General features: G+C 71.6%; 18 protein-coding genes. 8 read left to right on the forward strand and 10 right to left on the reverse strand.

Translation table 11 applies throughout. The features are described 5' to 3' along the window. The coding region (locus tag JHN63_RS29385; protein WP_200686278.1) for an AraC family transcriptional regulator at window positions 1-795 on the reverse strand (795 nt) is incomplete at its 3' end. Window positions 796-951: 156 nt separating this feature from the next. Between JHN63_RS29385 and JHN63_RS29390 the strand changes: the two genes are divergently transcribed. The 3 genes from JHN63_RS29390 (at window position 952) to tgmB (ending at window position 2,604) form a co-directional block, all read left to right on the forward strand. Continuing rightward, entirely contained in the window at window positions 952-1,248 is a 297-nt protein-coding gene (locus JHN63_RS29390) for a YkvA family protein (RefSeq protein WP_200686280.1), read from the forward strand. A gap of 164 nt (window positions 1,249-1,412) precedes the next feature. Further along, window positions 1,413-1,604, forward strand: coding sequence for a putative ATP-grasp-modified RiPP (tgmA, locus tag JHN63_RS29395; protein WP_033283043.1), 192 nt, complete (start codon window positions 1,413-1,415; stop codon window positions 1,602-1,604). Between the two features lie 16 nt (window positions 1,605-1,620). Continuing rightward, window positions 1,621-2,604 carry an ATP-grasp ribosomal peptide maturase gene (gene tgmB, locus JHN63_RS29400; protein ID WP_200686282.1) on the forward strand — a complete coding sequence of 328 codons (984 nt, stop codon included), beginning with the start codon at window positions 1,621-1,623 and terminating at the stop codon, window positions 2,602-2,604. Window positions 2,605-2,677: 73 nt separating this feature from the next. On the opposite strand, the gene JHN63_RS29405 is transcribed toward tgmB, so the two are convergent. Then, window positions 2,678-3,838 carry a serine hydrolase gene (locus JHN63_RS29405; protein ID WP_200686284.1) on the reverse strand — a complete coding sequence of 387 codons (1,161 nt, stop codon included), beginning with the start codon at window positions 3,836-3,838 and terminating at the stop codon, window positions 2,678-2,680. Between the two features lie 199 nt (window positions 3,839-4,037). Between JHN63_RS29405 and JHN63_RS29410 the strand changes: the two genes are divergently transcribed. Then, window positions 4,038-6,077 carry a SpoIIE family protein phosphatase gene (locus tag JHN63_RS29410; RefSeq protein WP_200686286.1) on the forward strand — a complete coding sequence of 680 codons (2,040 nt, stop codon included), beginning with the start codon at window positions 4,038-4,040 and terminating at the stop codon, window positions 6,075-6,077. Between the two features lie 4 nt (window positions 6,078-6,081). On the opposite strand, the gene JHN63_RS29415 is transcribed toward JHN63_RS29410, so the two are convergent. After that, window positions 6,082-6,549: a hypothetical protein gene (locus tag JHN63_RS29415; protein WP_200686288.1), complete on the reverse strand. Its 468-nt coding sequence runs from the start codon at window positions 6,547-6,549 to the stop codon at window positions 6,082-6,084. Between the two features lie 145 nt (window positions 6,550-6,694). Here JHN63_RS29415 and JHN63_RS29420 point away from each other — a divergent pair, with 145 nt between their 5' ends. Then, window positions 6,695-7,663, forward strand: coding sequence for a GlxA family transcriptional regulator (locus tag JHN63_RS29420; protein WP_200686290.1), 969 nt, complete (start codon window positions 6,695-6,697; stop codon window positions 7,661-7,663). Between the two features lie 5 nt (window positions 7,664-7,668). On the opposite strand, the gene JHN63_RS29425 is transcribed toward JHN63_RS29420, so the two are convergent. From JHN63_RS29425 to JHN63_RS29440, 4 genes are all read right to left on the reverse strand, one after another. After that, window positions 7,669-7,911 carry a DUF5133 domain-containing protein gene (locus JHN63_RS29425; RefSeq protein ID WP_200686292.1) on the reverse strand — a complete coding sequence of 81 codons (243 nt, stop codon included), beginning with the start codon at window positions 7,909-7,911 and terminating at the stop codon, window positions 7,669-7,671. A gap of 71 nt (window positions 7,912-7,982) precedes the next feature. Beyond that, window positions 7,983-9,752, reverse strand: a complete 1,770-nt coding sequence (locus JHN63_RS29430) for an ABC transporter ATP-binding protein (RefSeq protein ID WP_200686294.1) — start codon at window positions 9,750-9,752, stop codon at window positions 7,983-7,985. 108 nt (window positions 9,753-9,860) lie between these two features. Then, window positions 9,861-10,718 carry an aldo/keto reductase gene (locus tag JHN63_RS29435; protein ID WP_200686296.1) on the reverse strand — a complete coding sequence of 286 codons (858 nt, stop codon included), beginning with the start codon at window positions 10,716-10,718 and terminating at the stop codon, window positions 9,861-9,863. Window positions 10,719-10,838: 120 nt separating this feature from the next. Further along, on the reverse strand, window positions 10,839-11,333 hold the full coding sequence (locus tag JHN63_RS29440; RefSeq protein ID WP_200686298.1) for an FBP domain-containing protein: 495 nt from the start codon (window positions 11,331-11,333) through the stop codon (window positions 10,839-10,841). Window positions 11,334-11,404: 71 nt separating this feature from the next. Between JHN63_RS29440 and JHN63_RS29445 the strand changes: the two genes are divergently transcribed. From JHN63_RS29445 to JHN63_RS29455, 3 genes are all read left to right on the forward strand, one after another. Continuing rightward, window positions 11,405-11,980, forward strand: coding sequence for a TetR/AcrR family transcriptional regulator (locus JHN63_RS29445; RefSeq protein ID WP_200686300.1), 576 nt, complete (start codon window positions 11,405-11,407; stop codon window positions 11,978-11,980). Between the two features lie 25 nt (window positions 11,981-12,005). Continuing rightward, on the forward strand, window positions 12,006-13,184 hold the full coding sequence (locus JHN63_RS29450) for a GDSL-type esterase/lipase family protein (RefSeq protein ID WP_200686302.1): 1,179 nt from the start codon (window positions 12,006-12,008) through the stop codon (window positions 13,182-13,184). 1,042 nt (window positions 13,185-14,226) lie between these two features. Next, the gene (locus tag JHN63_RS29455) at window positions 14,227-15,114 is read left to right on the forward strand and encodes a Gfo/Idh/MocA family protein (protein ID WP_200686305.1); all 888 of its coding nucleotides are present in this window, start codon (window positions 14,227-14,229) and stop codon (window positions 15,112-15,114) included. Here the strand turns inward: JHN63_RS29455 and JHN63_RS29460 are convergent, their stop codons facing one another. The 3 genes from JHN63_RS29460 to JHN63_RS29470 all read right to left on the reverse strand — a co-directional run bounded on the left by JHN63_RS29460 (window position 15,115) and on the right by JHN63_RS29470 (window position 19,195). Beyond that, the gene (locus JHN63_RS29460; RefSeq protein WP_200686311.1) at window positions 15,115-15,489 is read right to left on the reverse strand and encodes a hypothetical protein; all 375 of its coding nucleotides are present in this window, start codon (window positions 15,487-15,489) and stop codon (window positions 15,115-15,117) included. A 171-nt stretch (window positions 15,490-15,660) separates the two neighbouring features. Next, window positions 15,661-16,551 (reverse strand): GNAT family N-acetyltransferase, encoded by an 891-nt coding sequence (locus JHN63_RS29465; protein WP_200686307.1) that lies wholly within the window; start codon window positions 16,549-16,551, stop codon window positions 15,661-15,663. Between the two features lie 223 nt (window positions 16,552-16,774). Next, window positions 16,775-19,195 (reverse strand): GH92 family glycosyl hydrolase, encoded by a 2,421-nt coding sequence (locus tag JHN63_RS29470; RefSeq protein ID WP_200686309.1) that lies wholly within the window; start codon window positions 19,193-19,195, stop codon window positions 16,775-16,777. Window positions 19,196-19,565: the final 370 nt, after the last annotated feature.

A 19,565-nucleotide genomic window follows, 5' to 3' on the forward strand; every position in this document is an offset into this window, starting at 1 on the left:
ACCCACCCCCGCCCGAACCGCCCTCGGCGAAGCCCCCAGTTCGCGGCGGCAGGTCTTGTTGAAGGCCTGGAGGTCGGGGATGCCTACGGTCGACGCGATCGCGGGGACGGAGAGGGTCGACTCGCGGAGCAGGTGGTGGGCGCGTTCCATGCGGCGGTGCCGGATGTAGGCGACGACCGTGGTGCCGGTTTCCGCGCGGAACAGGCGGATGAGGTGGTTGTGGGAGATGCCGGCCGCGTGGGCCACGTCGGGGACGGCCAGTGGGGCCGCCAGGTGGGACTCGATGTGCGCGACGGCGAGGGCGAAGGAGGGGTGGGGGCCGGTGGTCCCGCCCGCGGCCGGGGTCGCGAGGTCGGCCACGCGCCACAGGACGGTCCACAACTCCGCTGCCGCGCGGGCGGAGTTGCGCGGCGCCGCCGCCACGGCCCGCTGCATCAGGTCCGTCAGCACGGGCGTCTGCGTACCGGCGTCCTGCATCACGGGAACGGTCAATCGCTCGCCGGAGGACGGCAGTTCGAGGTGGGCGAAGAGGTGCTCGGAGCGGCCACGGTAGTGGAACCGCACCAGCGCGCCGGGCGGCACCAGGCTCACATGGCCGGGCCTGATCTCGTGCGCCACCCCGTCGACGGTCAACTCCGCCTCGTACCGGTACAGATGGAGCTGCCAGAGGTCGGGCAGCCGGAACACGTCCCGCGGGCTCACCGTCCCGTGCACCCCCACGCCGAGGCTCGCCACGCGCGGCGGGGCGTCGAGGCCGATCCGTACGTGGGTTCCCGTGCTGTTGGTCGCGCTCACGGTGAAAACGTACCAGTGCCCGACGAGGGGCCGCCAAGTGTCAAGACTCTGCGAGGCGTTCGGGTGTGATGTTCCCCTCGTAGGCCATACCGGGGCCGGAATCGGGCATCCGGATAGGGCACATCTCGTGCGGCCGGACCGGGAAATGGGGCGCCAGTGGACTCGACCACAACCGTGATCGTCATCGCCGTGGTGCTCGCGGTGGCGCTGCTCGCCGTGGCCGTCGGAGTGCTGGTGCGGCTCGTCCGCATGCGGCGCGGAATGCGCCGCGCAGGCCTTCCGACCGGCCCCAAATGGGTTTTCTGGGGTGCCGTCCTCTACTTCGTGCTGCCGACCGACCTGATGCCCGACCCCGTGTATCTGGACGACATCGCCGTGCTGCTCCTCGCTCTTCGCACCATGCGCAAGTCCCTCGGCGAGCAGGAGGAGGTCCGGCCGGGCGACCTCGACTGAGCCCGGCGGACGGCTCACACTCCTTCCTTTGATTACACAGAGTAAGGAAACCATTCACTCGTTCGATTCGTATAAGTCTCTGGAAGCAGACGGAAGTCAGCGGGCCAAGCGACCTCGCAGGGTGGCCACCGCTTGCACGAGGCAGTACCGACGAGGGAGAGACGATGCAACCGTTCGCGCTCAACTACGCTCGCCCGGCAGCACAGTTGGAGCTCACCGCTCCGTACAGCTACGACTCCGGACTGCAGTTGAACGTGCTCGCCGACGGACGGGTGGCCGCCCACGATCTCGCTCTGCTGAGAGAACTGGGGACCACGACGTCCACCGCGGGATCGAAGACTCACTTCGACGACTGAACACGGAACGACGAAAATGACCGTCCTGGTCCTTACCTGCGAAGAGGACGTCACGGCGGACCTGGTGGTGGTCCACCTGCACGCGTCCGGCGTCCCCGTGGTCCGGATCGATCCCGCCGACCTCACCGGCGGGGTCGCGCTCTCCGGGGAGTACGTCCACGGAGCCTTCCGCGGCCATCTCTCGGCCGGGGGACGGCTGGTGAGCGTCAGCGGACTGCGTTCCATCTGGGTACGCAGACCCGGCGCGCCGGCCACCCGCGCACCCCAGCCCTCCGCGTGGCTGACCGAGGAGGCCTCCCAGGCGCTCTACGGCATGCTCCGCGGCAGCGGCGCCCGCTGGATGAACCACCCCGACGCGGCCCGCCGCGCCCGGCACAAGCCCTGGCAGTTGCGTCTCGCGCAGCGCAGCGGGCTGCCCGTGCCGGCCACCCTCATCACCACCTTCCCGCAGGCCGCCCGCGAGTTCTCGCGCCGCTTCCCGGACCTGGTGGTCAAGCCGGTCTCCGGTGCCCATCCGCAGGATCCGCCCCGGGCGGTGCCGACGAGCCGGGTCGCGCCGGACACCGACTTCGCCGCCGTCGCGTTCGGCCCCACGCTGCTGCAACGCCGGATCGCCAAGCGCGCGGACATCCGGCTCACCGCGGTGGGCGACCGGATGCTCGCCGCCCGTACGGCGACCGCCCCGGACGCCGACCCCGCCGAGGTCGACGTCCGGTTCGCCGCCGCGCAGCCCTGGCACCCCGTCGAGGTCCCGCCGCGCATCGCCGAGGCCGTCCTGACGTATCTGCGCGAGGCCGAACTCGCCTACGGCGCCTTCGACTTCGCCGAGGACGGGGACGGCACCTGGTGGTTCCTGGAGTGCAACCAGTCGGGCCAGTTCGGTTTCGTCGAGGCGGAGACCGGTCAGCCGATCGCCCGGACCATCGCGGAGTGGCTGGCCCTGCCCGCCGCCTCGGAACGGGAGGGCCTCGTCAACGGGGCGGACAGTACTGCCGGTTGAGCAGGAACGGTTCACCTGAGGCAGGCGGGGCAGGCACCCCGTTCACCTGAGGTGAGCGGGGCGAGCGTCCGGGTCAGGAGTGACGCTCCGCCCCTTTTGCCCCCAGGAGGGCGCACACGGCGTCCTCCTCGACCGCGCGCAGCTTGCGCAGCAGAGCGGGGTTCCCGGCCTGGTTCACCTGAGTTGTCAATGAGAAAGTGAGCGCGCGCCGGCCGTCCGGGGTCGCCGCCATCAACTGTGTGTAACCAAGAGTGTTCCCGGTATGTCCCAGAACGACCCCGCAGCGGGTGGCGTAGCGGAAGAGCGCGAGTCCGGCGCTGTTGCGGCCGGGACCGGCCGGTTCGGAGGCGCCGGGGATCCAGTGCCGCTGTTCCCGCACGGCCGCCCGCGTGGTCAGGGCCCCGGCGGCGTAGGCGCCGATGAACGTGCTCAGGTCGCGGGGCGAGGAGGTGATGCCGCCCGAGGCCCACACCCCGGACATGCCGATCGCCTCACTGACGTCCTCCGGTCCTGACGGTCCGCCGACCGCGTAGCCGTGCATGTACGGCTCCGGCATCCGGTATCCCTGCGGCAGGCTCGTGTCGCGCAGCCCCAGCGGCCGGTACACGTCGTGGCGCAGCAGGTCCTCGTAGCGCACGCCGGTCGCCGCCTCGGCCATCAGCGCCACGGCGATGTTGTCGGAGTTGGAGTACCGGTACTGCGAGCCCGGCCTGAAGCCCAGCGGCTGGTCCGCCACGAAGTCGAGCAGGCGTCGCGAGTCGAAGAGCCGGTGCGGGTCGGCCGCGATGAGGCTCCGGAACCGTGGGCTCTGGCTGAAGTCCGGGAGCCCGCTGGTGTGTTGGAGCAGTTGCCGCAGGGTCACCTTCCGCCAGGCGTGGGGCAGCCAGGGCAGCCGTCTGCCGATCGTGTCGTCGAGGGTGAGCCGGTGCTCTCGTACGAGACTCAGGGCCACCGCCCCGCTGAAGGCCTTGCTGGTGCTGGCGGTCCGGGTGTGGTCGCGCGCCGCGAGCGGGCGGCCGGTGGTGACGTCGGCGGTGCCGGCGCGCAGGACGCGCTGCCGGTCGCCGGCGCGCAGGACCACGATCACGCCGGGCGGCCCGCCCGGGGCGGCGACCAGTTCGTCGAGGCCGCGCTGGAGGGAGCGGTCGTCGGCCGCGGCGGCGGGCGAGACGGGCACGAGGGCGCCGACACAGCCGGCGACGAGGAGGGAGACGAGGCGGAGCGGGAGGGGCATGGAGTGTCCTGGGGCAGTGGGGTCGGGGCAGCACCAGAATCCGGGGGCTTGTCGGCGTCCGCGCGGGTACGTGCTCCATACGGCCCCGTCGGCTCCCCCTTCCTCACGGTGTTGCCGGGTGGGCCGTGCTGTGCCGTAATCGGATGACCCGTGGTGCGGATCTTGGCGGTGCCGTGCCGCACCGGAAGGAGCGGCTGGGATGGACGCGTACGGTGCCGGGAACGAGGTCACGGCCGGCCCGGGTGGGCTGCTGGACCTGTTGCGGGTCGCGGCCGTGGTCCTGGACGCCGGCGGGTACATCACGCTGTGGAGTCCGGAGGCGGAGCAGTTGCTCGGCTACTCCCCCGAGGAGGCGCTGACGCAGCGCGCGGACCGGCTGCTGGTGTCGCCCGACGACCGGGGCCGGGCGCGGGAGCTGTTCGCGCAGGTCGGTACGGGCGCGCGCTGGGCCGGGGTCTTCCCGATGCTGCACCGGGACGGCACCGAGCGGCAGGTGGAGTTCCGCACGATGCGGCTGCGCGACAGCCACGGTCAGGCGCATCTGCTGGGGCTGGCGGCGGACGCGACGACCGTACGGGGCGTGGAGCGGGACCTGGCCACGTCCCACAGCCTGGTGCGGCAGACGCCGGTGGGCATCGCGGTGTTCGACACCGAGCTGCGCTGGGTCGGCGTCAACCCGGCTCTGGAGCGGATCAACGGCGTTCCGGAGGCGGAACTCGTCGGGCGCCGGGTCGGCGAGGTGCTGCCCGGTCTGGACGTGGCGGCCATCGAGTCACGCATGCGGCATGTGCTGATCACCGGCAAGCCGCTGCTCGACCAGCAGACGGTGGGCCGGACGCCCGCCGACCTCGCGGACCGGGCGTACTCGGAGTCGTACCACCGCATCGAGGACACGCAGGGCCGGGTGCTCGGGCTGGCGATGGCCGTCCTGGACGTGACCGAGCGGGAGCAGGCGGCGGCCGAGGTCGCGCAGGCGCGCAGGCGGCTGTCCGTCGTGGCGGAGGCGGGGGTGCGGATCGGGACGACGCTGGACCTCCAGCAGACCGCGCGGGAACTGGCCGACGTCGCCGTCCCGCACGTGGCCGACCTGGCCGCCGTCGACGTACTGGAATCCGTCGTCACGGACGGCTCCATCACTCCGGTGACCGAGGACGCGCAGGTCGAGTTCCGGGCGCTGGCCGTCGCCGCCGGCTATCTCACCGACGCGATCCACGCGGCGGACCCGGTGGGCGAGTTGGCCACCTACGGCCCCCACCGCATCATCACCCAGTGCGTCCGCGAGGCCGGCCCGATCCTGGTCGAGCGGGTGGACCCGCCGATGATGCGCCGCATCGCCCGGGACGGACGCGCCGCCCAGACCCTGCGCACGGCGGGCGTCCACTCCTACCTGGCCGTCCCGTTGCTGGCCCGCGGCGAGGTCCTGGGCACGCTGAGCCTCTACCGCACCGTCAACGAGCTCCCCTTCGACGAACAGGACCGCGTCCTCGCCTCCGAACTCGCCGCGCGCGCCGCGATCTGCATCGACAACGCCCGCCTCTACGGCCGTGAGCGCACCACCGCGCTGACCCTCCAGCGCAGCCTCCTGCCGCCGGCCCCGGCCCGGCAGGAGGGGCTGGACATCGCCGCCCGCTATCTCCCGGCGCTGAGCGAGGTCGGGGGCGACTGGTACGACGTGCTGCCGCTGGGGCCGGGCCGCACCGGTCTCGTGGTGGGCGACGTGATGGGCAAGGGGGTCCAAGCCGCCGCCATCATGGGGCAGTTGAGCACCGCGACCCGCGCCCTGGCCCGACTCGACCTGCCCCCGGCCGAGTTGCTGCACCACCTCGACGACCTCACCGGCTCCCTCGGTGACACGATCGCCACGTGCGCGTACGGCGTCGTCGACCTCGGGCGCGGTACCTGCGCGCTGTCCAGCGCGGGGCATCTGCCGCCCGTCCTGATCCACCCCGACGGCGCCGCGGAACTCCTCGACATTCCCGGCGGGGTCCCGCTCGGCGTCGGCGGGGTGGAGTTCGGGACCGTCGAAGTCTCCTTCACCACAGGGGCGTTGCTCGCCCTCTACTCCGACGGGCTGGTGGAGAACCGGGGCGAGTCCATCGACGTGGGGCTGCACGCGCTGACGCGGCTGTTGCAGAGTTCCCGCCGTCCCCTGGAGCAGACGAGCGACCTGCTCCTCAACGCGCTGCGCCCGGAACCCGACGACGACGTCGCGCTCCTCCTGGTCCGCGTCACGGGCTGACCGGTCAGGCGCCCGTGGTCGAGCCGGGACGGATGATCATCAGGACGGTGACGGTCGCCCACAGCAGGTTGAAGACGCCGGTGAACATGGCGAGTTGAACGGTCCCGGCCCGCTCCACGGGCCGCCGCGCGCCGAGTTCCTCCAGGAGTTCGTCCTGGCGCGGCAGGACGAAGGCGATCAGGATGCCGGCGGCCACCGCGGTGAGCGTGATGGACGCGATCAGCCAGCCACTGGTCAGGACACCCATGGCGGAGGCGGTCGCGAACCCGAAGAGGGGTACCGCCAGCCCGACCGCGCCGTAGAGACGGCAGATGCGGTGCAGCAGTCGTACGGTCGTCAGGCCCGCGTCGGGGCCGTCCTCGCCCGTGAGAGCGCGGCGGGCCGCCGGTGGGAACATGCTGGCGGCGACGGTGACGGGGCCGACCGCGACGATGGCGGCCAGGACGTGCAGAGTGAGAAGGATCTTGGTCACCGGCCCAGGCTAGGGAGGTCCCGCCCCACGGGCACAGAGGCTGAAACGACAGCTTCCAACGGATTCTCGCCAAGGCGTGCAGCCGGTTCTCTGTAATAGAAGGCCATGTCATCGGCCTGGCGGGAATCCGCCTATCGTGGTGTTCATGCACACCGTCGCGATTCTGGTTCTCGATCATGTGGTGCCGTTCGACATGGCGACACCGATGGAGGTGTTCGGCCGTACCCGGCTGCCGGACGGGCGGAACGCCTACCGGGTGCGGGTGTGCGGCGAGACGCCGGACGTGCGGACGGACGGGTTCACGCTGCGGGTCGACCACGGGCTGGAAGCGCTCACGGACGCCGACACCGTCATCGTCCCGGGCCGCTCGGAACAGGCCGCGCCGCCCTCCGCGCGGGTGCTGGCGGCACTGCGGGAGGCGGCAGCGGCGGGCACCCGGATCGTGTCCATCTGCGCGGGCGCCTTCGTGCTGGCCGAGGCCGGGCTGCTGGACGGGCTGCGGGCCACCACGCACTGGATCGCCGCGGATCTGCTGGCCCGCGACTATCCGCTGGTCGAGGTGCAACCGGACGTGCTGTACGTCGACAACGGGCAGATCCTCACCTCGGCCGGGGCGGCCGCCGGTCTTGACCTGTGTCTGCATCTCATCCGCCGGGACTACGGCTCGGCGGTCGCCGCGGACGCGGCCCGGCTGTCGGTCATGCCCCTCGAACGCGAGGGCGGGCAGGCCCAGTTCATCGTCCACCGGCACCCACCGATCCCGCAGGGTTCGACGCTGGAACCGCTGCTCCAGTGGATCGAGGACAACCTCTCCCACGAGGTCACCCTGGGCACACTGGCGACACGATCGGGCATGAGCGAGCGGACGTTCAGCCGCCGTTTCCGCGAACAGACGGGCAGCACACCGCTCCAGTGGCTGCTGCGGGCCCGGGTACGACGGGCCCAGTATCTGCTGGAGAACAGCGACCACACCATCGAACGCATCGCCCAGCAGGCCGGGTTCGGCTCCCCCACCGCGTTCCGCGAGCGCTTCCGCCGGGTGGTCGGCACGAGTCCGCAGGCGTACCGCTCGGCGTTCCACGGCCGGACGGTTCCCGAAGTGGCGTTCTCCTGACGGGTCTACGCCACGGCGCGGCCGTCCGCGGCGGCGCCCGGCCGGCTGTCGCGCGCCGCCGCGAGCAGGGCGTCCGCCTTGACGATGGCCTCCCGGATGCCGGTCGTGCCCGTCATCACACAGAGGGTGTAGCTGACGTCCTTCAACTCGGAAGCCGCCTGCGGGTGGTGCCTCTCCGCCTGGGAGATGCGCAGTACCGCATACCGGGTGAGCAGTTTCCTGACGGCCTTCGGGTCCGGCACGAGCACGGAGCACCCCTCTCTCTTTACGCTCCGGGTGCCCCGCCGGCGCCGGATCACGCACCCGGCACGAGATCCGCTCAGGCGACCTGCCCGCTGTGCAGTGCCGTGTACGCCCCGCCCCGGCGCAGGAGTTCGTCGTGCGTGCCGACCTCCAGGATCTCCCCGTCGCCCATCACCACGATGCGGTCGGCGCTGCGGACGGTGGACAGCCGGTGCGCGACCACGAAGGTCGTACGGCCGCGCAGCAGCCGGGCGAGGGCCTGCTGGACCAAGGCCTCGGAGCGGGTGTCCAGGGCCGAGGTCGCCTCGTCCAGGACGAGCACCTTGGGGTCGCGGATCAACGCCCGTGCGATGGCGAGGCGTTGACGCTGGCCGCCGGAGAGTCGGGCCCCGCGCTCGCCGACCAGGGTCTCCAGGCCCTGCGGCAGCTTCTCCACGAACTCGAGGGCGTTGGCGTCGCGCAGGGCCGCGCGTACCGCGTCCTCGTCGGCGTCGTCCATGCCGTAGGCCACGTTGTCGCGGATCGTGCCGTCGAAGAGGATCGACTCCTGGGGGACGACCGAGACGAAGCGGCGGTACGTGCGCAGGTCGAGGGTGTTCATGTCCGTGCCGTCGAGCAGGAGTCGGCCGCTGGTGGGGCGGATGAAGCCGATGACGAGGTTGAGGACCGTGGACTTGCCCGCGCCGGACGCGCCGACGAGGGCGACGGTCTCGCCGGGTGCGACGGTGAGCGTGAAGTCGTGCACGGCGGGCCGGAGTTGCGCGTCGTAGGTGTGGCCGACGTTCCGGAAGGCGACGGCGCCGGCCACCTCGGTGACCTTCGCCTTGCCCGCGTTGTCCTCCAACTCGGGTGCCTGGAGCACCTCGCCGACCGAACGGACCGATTCCAGGCCCTTGGTGATGATCGGGGCCAGGGTCGTGAGGGTCGTGGTGGAGTTGGTGAGGGTGGTCAGGAAGGCGCTCAGCATGACGACGTCACCGGCGGTGACTCCCCAGACGCCGTAGTACGACACCAGGGCCGAGCCGCTGAGCACCATCACGCCGACCACGTTGAGGACGACCCAGGCCAGTGAGCCGAAGCGGCCGTTGAGCAGGTCGAGGCGGTTTCCGGAGGTGAGCAGGCGGTGCAGGGTGCCGTCCATGCGGCGCATGGCCTTGCCCTCCAGGCCGTGGGCGCGGGTGACCGGGATGAGGCGGGTCATCTCCGTCACGCGCGAGGAGAGGGTCTCGACCTCGTGGCGGAACTGCTCGTTGTGGGTGCGCAGGCGGGCCCGCAGCCGGGACACGAGGAGCGCGGCGACCGGGACGACGACGATGAAGACGGGCACGAACTCCGGTGTGCGGAAGCCGATGATGACCAGTCCGCCGGTGAGCACGGTGATCGCGCCGAGGCCGGTCTCCGCGGTCTGCTGGACCATCTGCTCGACCGTCTCCACATCGCGCACCACCTTGGCCTGGAGCACTCCGGCGCTGACCCGGGAGTGGTAGCCGATGGAGAGCTGCTGCATGCGGGTGCACAGGGCCGAGCGCAGGTCGGTGCCCATGCGGCGGACGCTGCCGTAGAGGAGGCGGACGTAGAGGACGTGCAGGGGGTAGTTGATCAGCAGGATGAACAGGATGATGCCGGTGCTGATCCAGAGTCTGCTGACCGGCTGGTGCTGGACGACGGTGTCGATGATGGACGCGGTGATCAGCGGGAGCAGCCAGATGGGGCTGTGCTTGACCGTGAACACGGCGGCGGCCAGGGCCAGTCGTCTGCGGTCGGCGCGGAACAGGTAGGCGAGCGTGCGGATCGGGTGTTCGTCGCGGTAGCGGTGGTCGAGCGGTTTCTCCGTGGACGACGCCATCGGTGGTGGTCCTCCCCCTGTGACCGGTCGGCCCCCTGTGGCCGGTTGGCGGGCAAGCGCTTACTTCCCTTGCCCGCCACAACTACACCCCCCAGCGTCACCGCCTTCTCAGGCGGCGTCCAGCTCCGCGAACTCCTCGGCGGAGAGCGTCAGTTCGGGTGCGGCGGCCGAGTCGCGGATCGTCTCGGGGCGGCTGGCGCCCGGGATCGGCACGACGACCGGCGACTTGGCGAGCATCCAGGCCAGGCACACCCGCTGCGGGCTGACGCCGTGCTTCTCGGCGATCCGGGCGAACGGCGCGTAGGCGGAGCCGAGTTCACCGGCGCGGGCGATGCCGCCGAGGGGGCTCCAGGGCAGGAACGCGATGCCGAGTTCGTCGCAGAGGTCCAACTCCGGTTCGCTGGACCGGAAGGCCGGGGAGAACTGGTTCTGCACGGAGACCAGCCGGCCGTCGAGGATCTCGTTCGCGAGCCGGATCTGCTCCGGGTTCGCGTTCGAGATGCCGGCCAGGCGGATCTTGCCCTCGTCGAGCAACTCCCGTACCGCGCCCACCGAGTCCGCGTACGGGACCCGCGGGTCGGGGCGGTGGAACTGGTAGAGCCCGATGGCCTCCACGCCGAGTCGACGCAGGGACGCCTCGCAGGCTTCCTTGAGGTACGCGGGGCTGCCGTCCAGGGTCCAACTGCCGTCCCCGGGGCGGAGATGGCCGCCCTTGGTGGCGACCAGGACGTCCGCGCCCCGGTCGTGGGAGGCGAGCGCCTTGGCGATGAGGGTCTCGTTGTGTCCGACCTCGTCGGCGAACCGGTGGTAGGCGTCCGCGGTGTCGATCAGCGTCACGCCCGCGTCGAGGGCGGCGTGGATGGTCGCGAGGGAGCGTGCCTCGTCCGGCCGCCCCTCGATCGACATGGGCATACCGCCCAGGCCGATCGCGCTGACCTCGACGTCACCGATACGGCGGGTGTCCATGGCTCGTGCTCCTCTTCCGGTCTTCCGATGTGGTCGTCCGACTGTCGCGTCCTCCAGCCTCTCCGGCCCGGGTCCCCAGGTCCAATAGAAGAAATCGAACGCATCCAGCAGCGGGACTGCTCAATGAGGAGCGATCTTGGCGATGAACGCCGTGAGGTTGGTGACGGTCCGTCGGATCTTCTCCTCCAGGGTGAGCGACTCGGGCAGTCGTGCGCCGGCGCCCGCGTCCTTCTTGCCGCGCACGTACAGCGGGCAGGCGAGGTCGTCGCACATGTAGGCGCCCACGGAGTTGCCCTGCTGTCCGGCCTTGCCGGCCTTCGCGGCGACCATGACCGACACACCTCCGGTGTGGGTGGTCAGGCAGAGCGAACACATGCTGCGCCGCGCCTGCCAGGAGGCGGCACCGCCGGCGCGCAGGGCGATCGCCGTGAGGCGCCCCTCCAACTCGGCGGCGAGATAGGCCCGGTCGGGCGCCTGGGGGTCCCGCCAGCCGAGGAAGTCCAGGTCGTCCCAGGGCCGCTCGGCCAGGTCGCGCGGGACGGACAGGCGCTTGGCCTCGCCCTTGGTGCAGTTGATGAAGGCGGCGCGGATCTCCCGCTCGGTCAGAGGTCTCATGAACGGCACGCTAGTTTGCCTAAAACCTTTAGGCAAATGCATAATGGTTATCGTCGAGTGGGAGGAAGGTTATGGCCAGAGCAGGACTGACCCCGGAGCGGCTGACCCTGGCGGGGGCGGAGCTGGCCGACGAGGTCGGCTTCGACCAGGTGACCTTGTCGGCGCTCGCCCGGCGATTCGACGTCAAGGTCGCCAGCTTGTACTCGCACCTGAAGAACTCCCAGGAACTCCGCACCAGGATCGCCCTGTTCGCCCTGGAGGAACTCGCCGACCGGGTCTCCGACGCCCTGGCGGGGCGGGCCGGCAAGGACGCCCTGGCCGCCTTCGCGGACGCCTATCGCGACTACGCCCGGGAGCACCCCGGCCGGTACGACGCGGCACGGCTCCGGCTCGATCCGGAGACGGCGGCGGCCAGCGCCGGGGTGCGCCATGCGCAGATGACGCGAGCGATCCTGCGCGGCTACGACCTGGCCGAGCCGGACCAGACCCACGCCGTCCGGATGCTGGGCAGCGTCTTCCACGGCTACGTCAGCCTGGAGCTGGCCGGCGGCTTCGAGCACAGCGCGCCCGACGCGCGGGAGTCGTGGGCCTGGATCGTGGACTCCCTCGACACGCTGCTGCGCAACCGGGCCGCGCCCGACAACTGACCACCCCGATCGACAGGTTGAGGCGATGAGCACCCAGCACGGCATGATCACCACCCCCGTCACCACCGACCTGCTGCGCGGCCACCTGGACGTGGAAACGACCCCGCACGGCCTGCTGCCGCACCGGCTCCCCGCCCGGGCCCGCCGGCAGATCCCCGACGACCAGACAGCCACGGCCGAGGCACAACCCTCGGGTGTACGGCTGGTCTTCCGTACCCGGGCCACCACCATCAGCCTGGACACGCTGCCCACCAAGCGCGTGTACCGGGGATTCCCGCCCCCGCCGGACGGCGTGTACGACCTGCTGGTCGACGGCCGTCTCACCGCGCAGGCCACGGTGCCCGGCGGCCGGGTGCGCACGATCACCGACATGACGACCCAGGCCTACGAGCTGTCGGAGGGCGAGCCCGGCACCGCCTGTTTCACCGGTCTTCCGGCAGGCGAGAAGGACATCGAGATCTGGCTCCCGCACACGGAGATCACCGAGGTGATCGCCCTGCGCACCGACGCCCCCGTCGAGAAGGCGCGGGACCACGGGCGCAAGGTGTGGCTGCACCACGGCAGTTCCATCAGCCACGGCTCGAACGCCACGCATCCGACGGCCACTTGGCCTGCGCTGGCGGCCGCCCGGGGTCAAGTGGAGCTGATCAACCTGGGGTTCAGCGGCAGCGCGCTGCTCGACCCGTTCACCGCCCGGGCGATGCGGGACACGCCCGCGGATCTGATCAGCGTCAAGATCGGCATCAACGTCGTCAACGCCGACGCGATGCGCCTGCGCGCCTTCGGCCCCGCGGTCCACGGCTTCCTCGACACCCTCCGCGAGGGGCATCCGACCACACCCCTGCTGGTCGTGTCCGCCATCCTCTGCCCGGTCCAGGAGGACACTCCCGGCCCGCTCATGCCCGACTTCGAGGGCGGGACCCCGGGGTTCAGGGCGACCGGCGACCCGGCCGAACGTCCCCTCGGACGTCTGACCCTCACCGTCATCCGCGCCGAACTCGCCCGGATCGTCGCACTGCGGGCGACCGACGACCCGAACCTCCACTACCTCGACGGCCGCGACCTCTACGGCGAGCAGGACCACACCGAACTCCCGCTCCCCGACGCGGTCCACCCCGACCCGGCGGGACACCGACGCATCGCGGAGAACTTCGGGCAGCTCGTGTTCGGCGACGGGGGTCCCTTCGCGGCCGGGAAGGGCTGAGGCCGGCCGCGCGGGGTCATGGCCGCGTTGCGGCTTGTGCTGGCGGGGGCTTGGCCAGGCACGGGCTTGGCCCGGCGGGGAGCTCGGTCGGTCACGGACTCGGCCCGGCGCGGACTTGGGCGGAGGCTCGGCTGGGCACGGACTTGACCCAGCGGGGAGCACGGCCGGTCACGAACTCGGCCCGGCGCGGACTTGGGCGGAGGCTCGGCTGAGCACGGACTTGACCCAGCGGGGAGCACGGCCGGTCACGAACTCGGCCCGGCGCGGACTTGGGCGGAGGCTCGGCTGGGCGCGGACTTGGCCGGGTGGATCGCCCTGCGTCCCATGGGCCACGCGATGCGCCAAGCCGCCGCATGGCCGAGCAAGGGCTTGGCCGAGCGAGGGCCCGGCCGGGCGCGGACTCGGCTCGGCACAGACTCGGCCGGGCGGATCACCCCGCGTTCCATCGGCCACAAGATGCGCCCAGCCGCCGCTTGGCAGGGCGCGGACTCGGCCCGGCGCGAACCTGGCCCGGCGCGCACTCGGCCCGACGGATCGCCCCGCGTCCCATCAGCCGCGCCATGCGCCAAGCCGCGGCTCAGCCGCGCAAAGGCTTGGCCGAGCGGAGGCCCGGCCCGGCACGAACTCGGCCCGGCGGGGACTCAGCCCGACAGATCACCCCGCGTCCCATGAGCCACACGATGCGCCAAGCCGCGGCTCGGCCGGGCGGGGGCTCGGCCCGGCGCGAACTTAGCCCGGCGGGGACTCGACCGGGCACGGACTCGGCCCGGCGGGCACTCGGCCCAGCGCGGACTCGGCCGCGCCGAGTTCCCTGCGTCCCATGGACCACGCGATGCGCCGAGCCGCCGCTCAGCCGCGCAAAGGCTTGGCCGAGCGGGGGCCCTAACGGGCGGATCGCTACTCGTCCCGTCGGCCGCGTGATGCGCCGAGTGGTGGGGAGGGCTTGCGTACCTGCCCCGGTCGTATGGCACGCTCACCTGCGACCGGGCGGTCGGATCGGTTCCGGCCCCGTCACCCCGCTCGACCGCGGAAAGGCAGCGTCATGCGCATCGGACTGCTCGGCACCGGCCCTTGGGCCCAGATGGCACACGCCCCCGCCCTCAGTGGGCACGACGCGTGGGACTTCGCGGGCGTGTGGGGCCGCCGCGCCGACGCCGCAAAGGAACTGGCCGACCGGCACGGCGTACCGGCCTACGACGATGTCGACGCCCTGCTCTCGGACGTGGACGCCGTCGCCGTGGCGCTGCCGCCGTCCGTGCAGGCCGAGTTGGCGGTGCGGGCCGCGCGGGCGGGACGGCATCTGCTGCTGGACAAGCCCCTGGCGCCGACGGTGGAGCAGGGGCGGGCCGTCGTCGACGCGGTCCGGGAGGCCGGGGTCGCGTCGGTCGTGTTCTTCACCACCCGCTTCCAGCCGGAGACCGAGGCGTGGATCACCGAACAGGCCGCCGCCGAGGGCTGGTTCACGGCCCGGGCCGAGTGGCTCGGCTCGGTGTTCACCAGCGACAGCCCGTTCGCGGCCTCGCCCTGGCGGCAGGAGAAGGGCGCGCTGTGGGACGTGGGCCCGCATGCCCTCTCCGTGCTGCTGCCGGTCCTCGGCGATGTCCGCCGGGTGGCCGCCGCCGTGCGGGGCCCCGGCGACACGGTCCTGCTGGTCCTGGACCACACCGGCGGTGCCTCCAGCACGCTGACCCTCAGCCTCACCGCGCCGACCGCGGCGGCGGGAGCCACGGCCGAACTGCGCGGCACGGCCGGGGTCACCAGCATCCCCGACAGCTCGGGGGACGCGGTGTCCGCCCTGGTGCGGGCCGCCGACGCGCTGAGCGAGGCCGTCCGCACGGGCCGACCGCACGCGTGCGACGCGGCGTTCGGGCAGCGGGTCACCGAGATCCTGGCCGAGGCCGAGGCGATGGTGGACGCCGACGCCGGCTGATCACCCGCCGTCGGGCGCCCCCTCGACCTCCGCGCCGTCCTCGTCGTCGTCGAACGGCTCGTCGCTCCACCGGAACCAGGCCCGCTCCCCCTCGATGTGCAGCAGGAACTCGGGGACGGGCCCGTCCGGCGAGGTGAGCGTCACCTGCCGCCGGATCTCGTCGTAGGCCTCCTCCCACCGCGCCCACTCGCCGTCCGCCTGCGCCAGGGCGAGTTCCCGCGCGAACAGATCCCGCACGGCGTCGAACGCCGGACCCGGGGTGAGCTTGCCCGACAGCCAAGGGAAATCGGCGTCGTCGATCAGGATCTCCCCCACCGGCTCCGCGCCCGCTGCCGCGCCCGTGCGCACCTGCCAGACCTCGCCGACGAATCCCATGCCCGCCTCCATCCCGCCGTAGAGCGATGTGCCGTAGAACCATGTGCCGCGGATCAACGGACCATGTGTCGTGGATCAACCTGTCGCCAGCATGGCACCCGGCACTGACAGTCGGTCCGGCGCGGATCTCGGGCCGGACCGACTGTCCCTCGGGGCTACGGGTCGGTGCGGTTACTCGACGAAGTGGAAGTTGGCCCGTTCACGGATGACCGGATAGCCGGCCTTGGCGAAGTGTGCCGCCATCGGGAAGTTGCCCTGGTCCGTGGCGGCGGCGATGAACTCGGCGCCGCGTTCGACGAGGTAGTGCGTGCACTCGGCCAGCAGGTCGCGGGCGTAGCCGTGGCCGCGCTGTTCCGGTACGACGCCGATGAAGCCGATGCACGGGCCCGACGGGTTGTGGACCGGGATGTGGATGCCCGCGAGGTCTCCCTCGGGGGTGCGGGCGACCTGCCACCACTCGCGCGGGGACGGGCACCAGCGGAAGAAGTCGATCTCCTCCTGTGCGGCCTGGTCAAGTCCTCCTTGCTGGATGGCCACTAGGGCGTGGGCGTCAAGGGTGACGGAGTGGATGCGGCGCAGCGCGTCGAAGAACACGGCGTCGTCCGGTTCGGGAGCGAAGACGAGCCGTCCGGGGCGTTCGGGCAGTCCGCACTCCGGGGTCCACCGGTAGATGAAGCGCTCGACCAGGAGCTCGTACCCGGCCGCGCGCAGGGCGGTGAAGCGGACCTCGGCGGCGGCGCGCGCCTCGGGGCTGTCGCGCCAGCCGGCGAAGAAGTTCAGTTCCGCGCCGACACGCCAGGGCACGCTGCGCAGGAGTTCGGCTCCTGCCGCCTCCTCGCCCTCGAGCACGTCGAAACAGTTGACGTTGAGGGGTTCGGTGTCGTTCGGGCCGCCCCACCAGGCGCCGCGCGCGACGACCGTGCCGTCGCGCAGCGCGACCCGCTGCCAGTCGGGCCGCCAGGTCGTCAGTCGGTCCGCGGCTCGGGCGCCGAGCGGGTCGGGAAGGGTGTCGAAAAGATGGGCGTCGCTCTCGTCGAGCGCGCGAATGACCAGATCGGTCATGGGTTTCCTCCGGGAGGGGTACCGCGTGGAGCGCTCCCGGTCAGGTCAGGCGAGGCACGCCGGGTCAACGGGGAGGGAGCGCTGGGGTGTTGGGAACCTCATGGCACTCGCCTCCTTCCGCTGGTCTCAGGGCGTGCACCCGAACGTTAGGGGACGGGTATCCCGTCCGTCCACCGTATTTACGGCCGGCCCGGCGGAGCGGGTTCCGCCGGGCCGGTGCGCATCACTTCGGGAGTTGTCCCGGGTCGGTCGCCCAGCTCGTGTTCGGTTCGACGGCGAGCCGGACGTCCAGCCTGCCGCCCTTGAGGGTCAGGCCCGCGCCTGTCCACGCGCGCGTGAGGTCATGGTTGTCGAGGCGTACGGCGTCGACGTACGGGTGGGTGTCGTCGGCGTCGGGGGCGGTGATGACGATGTCCTTGCGGCCGGGCCGGTTCACGACCGCCTTTGAGAACAGCGGTGCGCCGAGCAGCAGGTCGGCGCTGCCCGGGGTGCGCGGATAGATGCCGAGGGCGGAGAAGACGTACCACGCGGACATGGTGCCGAGGTCGTCGTTGCCGGGCAGGCCCTTGGGGCCGGTGCCGTAGGCGGTGTCGAGGATCTGACGGACCGTCGCCTGCGTCTTCCAGGGTTGGCCGAGGGAGTTGTAGAGCCAGGGGGCGTGGATGTCGGGCTCGTTGGTCGGGTCGTAGCGCAGCGCGTCGCCGCCCCGGACCGACCATGCCCCGTCCGCGGTGTGGAAGAAGCCGTCGAGCCGGGTGGCCGCCGTCTCGCGGCCGCCCATCGCCTCGGCCAGGCCCCGGACGTCCTGCGGGACCATCCAGACGTACGCGGCGGCAGAGCCCTGTGCGAAGCCGAGATCGCTCGCCGGGTTGAACGGGCCCACCCAGGAGCCGTCGAGGTTGCGGGCCTGGATGTAACCGGTGGCCGGGTTGAAGACGTTGCTCCAGTAGGCACCGCGTTCGGTGAAGGTCTTCGCTTCGGCGGTACGGCCGAGCAGTTTCGCCCACTGGGCGAGGGCGGAGTCGGCGACCGCGTCCTCCAGGGTCTCGGCGGCGCCGCCCCAGCAGTGGCAGGCGTTCTGGGCGGCGTAGTGGGAGGTCATGTACTGGGCCAGGTTGGGGCGTTGGCCCACGCACTGGCCGGGGCAGCCGGCGTCCGAGAGCTCGTCGGGGTTGGGCACGGTGGCCTGGTGGACGAGCGAGTCGAAGGCCCCCTGGTAGTCGAAGTTGCGGACGCCCATGGCGTAGAAGGTGGCCAGGGTCGCGGCGGACGGGTCGCCCGTCATGACGTGGGTGGCGCCGCTGATGTGCACCCAGCGGTCCCAGACTCCACCGTTCTGCTGAGCGAAGTTGTAGAGCGATTGAGCGAAGTCGCCCGCGACCGTGGGCTTCAGGAGGGCGAGCAGCTGGATCTGGGCGCGGTACTGGTCCCAGCCGGAGAAGTTGCTGTACTGAGCCCGCTGCCCGCGCGCCAGCCGGTGGACGGCCTGGTCCATGCCCCAGTAGCGGCCGTCCGTGTCACTGATCAGGTTGGGCTGCATGAGCGCGTGATAGAGCGCCGTGTAGAAGGTCTGGCGGCGTGCGGGGGTGCCGCCGTCGACCCGTACGGTGCTCAGTTCGCGGTCCCACGCGCGGGCGCCCGCCTTGGCGACGTCGGCCACGCGCGCGTGCGGGGCGATCTCCTGGCGGAGGTTGGTCTCGGCTCCGGAGAGGCTGACGTAGGAGATGCCGATCCGCATGTGGACATCGTTGTCAGCCGTCGTGTCGAAGCCGACCCAGCCGCCGGAGCCACGTCCCGCACGGTCGGCGCCGGTGGCGTATCCCTCGCCTCCGGAGGCGGTCGTCGCACCGGGTGAGACCGTGCTGTCGTGCCAGGTGCCGACCGAGGAGAAGGCGCGGTCGAAGGAGGCGCTGAAGTAGAGCCTGTAGTAGCTCTTGCGGTTGTTGACGCCGCCGTTGGCGCGACGCCCGCAGAAGGCGCCGGTGAGGACCCAGCCGGTCACCTTGTGCTGGGCGGTGTCGATGTCGACGTGCGCGTCCGCGCTGCCGTTGAGGGAGTTGGAGACGCGGAAGAGCAGACTCGCCGGGCGGTCGGCGGGGAAGGTGAAGTCGGCGACTCCGGAGCGCTTGCTGACAGCCAGGTCGGCGGTGGCGCCGGAGGCGAGGCCGAGGGTGTAGCGGCCGGGGGTGGCCTTCTCGTCGGCGTGCGAGAAGTTCGACGCGTACACGGCGTCCTTGGTGTCCGCCGACGGTGACGAGGTGACGTCGCCGACGAACGGCATGATCGGTACGTCGCCGGCCGCGCCGGGGTTGCAGCCCGCGCCGTTGACATGGGTGAGGCTCAGACCGCGGACGCGGGTGGCGCCGTACTCGTAGCCGTTGGCGGCGCCCGTACTGGTCTGGTCGCCGGTGGTGCTGGTCGGGGACCAGGCGATCATGCCGGACGGGAGGGTGGCGCCGGGGTAGGTGTTGCCGCCGTTGGAGGAACCGATCAACGGGTCGACGAGCGAGGACAGTTCGCCCGTGGATCCAGTCGCCGCGGCGAGGGCGGGGAAGGGGGCGGCCGCGGCGAGCGCGGTCGCGGTCGCCACCGCCGCGGCGCCGAGGCCGAACCGCCGTGCCGTGCCCAGTAGTTGGTGACGCATGCGTCAAGTCGCCTTTCGGAGAAGGGACATGGGGGCCGAAGAGACAGGCCGAGAGGACAGGGAGGCCTTGCGAGGCTAGGAGGCCACGCGATGGGAGGGAAGAGGCGCCCGGGTACGGGTGATGAAGCACGGGTGAACGCTTCGCCGACTGCTTAAGTGATCCTTAAGCAGGGATTAAGCCCTCCATCCTGCCGAGTTCCCGCAGGTCAGCGAGGTTCCACCGGCCACTCGAACCCTTGGCCGGGGCGGCGCTCCTGCGTAACATCGGGTTCCGGCGGCGGTGCCGACGCACGCTGTGAGAGCGCTCTCAACGCGTCGGCGCCGTTCGCTCCGAACTGCCCCACGCCCGGAGGCCCCCACATGACTCCTC

This window comes from Streptomyces sp. MBT65, from assembly GCF_016612545.1.
Taxonomy (GTDB): Bacteria; Actinomycetota; Actinomycetes; order Streptomycetales; family Streptomycetaceae; genus Streptomyces.